This window comes from Streptosporangium sp. NPDC023615 (assembly GCF_040640155.1).
Taxonomy (GTDB): domain Bacteria; phylum Actinomycetota; class Actinomycetes; order Streptosporangiales; family Streptosporangiaceae; genus Streptosporangium.
The window spans coordinates 1-1,443 of record NZ_JBFABE010000007.1 but is presented as its reverse complement, the minus strand read 5'-3'; the positions used below and the strand labels follow the sequence as shown (position 1 = coordinate 1,443).

The following is a 1,443-nucleotide window of genomic DNA, read 5'->3' as shown; positions in this document are numbered from 1 at the left end:
CAGGGCAGCGCGACCCGACCCGGAGCGGGGCGCGAGGCGAGAAACGCGTCACGCGCCGAGGATCGTCCGCAGCCCAGGACGGGCGGGAAGAGTGCGCGGGGACGCGCCGACCCGGATGGATCAGGCTCGGCCGCGATGAAGGCGGCCGTCAATCGCCACCGAGGTCGGCCAGGCCGATGTCGTTGTCGGGCAGCCGCTGGATGTCCGGGTGGGCACGCAGGCCGTCGAGCATGAGCGTCAGGTAACGGTCCACGTTGCGCTGGGTGAGCTCGGCACGCAGGCCGGGGATCGGCCGTAGCAGCAGGGCCATCATCAGCGTCAGGTCGCCGGCGTCCACGTCATGACGCAGGTCGCCGTCCGCCTGGGCACGGCGGACGAGTCGGTCGAGGATCTTCAGCAGGATCTGGCGCAGCCGCTGCTCCTCGGGGTCGGTGTGGAGCTGCTCCCAGGTGCTGGTGAACCAGATCGACAACCAGGTGGCCAGCCGCAGCTCGGCGGCGGCCCGGCGGATGAAGCGTGACAGCGCCCGCCAGGCGTCCGGCTCCTCGTCCTCGGCGTCGCGCGCGATGGCGACCACGCGGTGAAAGCCGTCCAGCGCGACCCCCCGCACCAGCGACTCGCGATCGGGAAAACGGCGGTAGAGGGTGGCGGTCCCGACGCCCGCGCGACGGGCCACCTCCTCCATGGGCACCTCGGGGCCGCGCTCGGCGATGAGCGCGCGGGCGGCCTCGATGATCTGCTCCCGATTGAGCCTGGCGTCGGCCCGGAGCTTTCGGCCGGAACTCTCGTTCTTCACCTCAGCAGTATACGGATGAATCTCTATCATTTAATCTGGTTAAGTGGTGGATTGCCCCTCGCTTAGGAGGTAGAGATGACCGCTGAGATGACAGTCGAGCCGATACTCCGCAGGATCGGGCACCGCGGGCCCGCGAACGCCGATCTGGAGACGCTGTTCGCCCTGCATCGAGCCTGGCGGCAGACCGTGCCGTACGAGAACCTCGACATCCAGCTCGGCAGGCCGATCAGCCTCGAACCGGACGCGTTGTTCGACAAGCTCGTACGGCGGCGACGCGGCGGCTACTGCTACGAGCAGAACGCCGTCCTGGCCACTTTGCTGCGCCTGGTCGGTTTTCGGGTGACGATGGTGGAGGCTGGCGCCCTGCGCGCGGTCCGGGGCGAGGCGATGTGGGGCAATCACAACGCCCTGCTGGTCGACCTCGACGGCCGTCGCTGGCTGGCCGACGCGGGCATCGGGGACGGCTTCGTCGAGCCACTGCCGCTACGCGAGGGGTCACACGCACAGGGCGACCTGACCTACCGGCTGGAGCGGCTCGATCCGGTGAGCTTCCCCTCGTAGCGTGGAGATCGAACCGAGAGAGGTTTGGTCGTGGCAGGTACCACGCGGCGTCGCTTTGATCCGGAGTTTCGGGCCGGAGCGGTGCG

General features: G+C 69.2%; 2 protein-coding genes. One reads left to right on the top strand and one right to left on the bottom strand.

Annotated features, from left to right (window positions below; genetic code table 11):
- Nucleotides 1-148: 148 nt before the first annotated feature.
- Nucleotides 149-796: a TetR/AcrR family transcriptional regulator gene (locus AB0G16_RS07600; protein ID WP_362800232.1), complete on the bottom strand. Its 648-nt coding sequence runs from the start codon at nucleotides 794-796 to the stop codon at nucleotides 149-151.
- 75 nt (nucleotides 797-871) lie between these two features.
- Here AB0G16_RS07600 and AB0G16_RS07595 point away from each other — a divergent pair, with 75 nt between their 5' ends.
- Nucleotides 872-1,357 (top strand): arylamine N-acetyltransferase, encoded by a 486-nt coding sequence (locus tag AB0G16_RS07595; protein ID WP_362800229.1) that lies wholly within the window; start codon nucleotides 872-874, stop codon nucleotides 1,355-1,357.
- Nucleotides 1,358-1,443 lie beyond the last annotated feature (86 nt).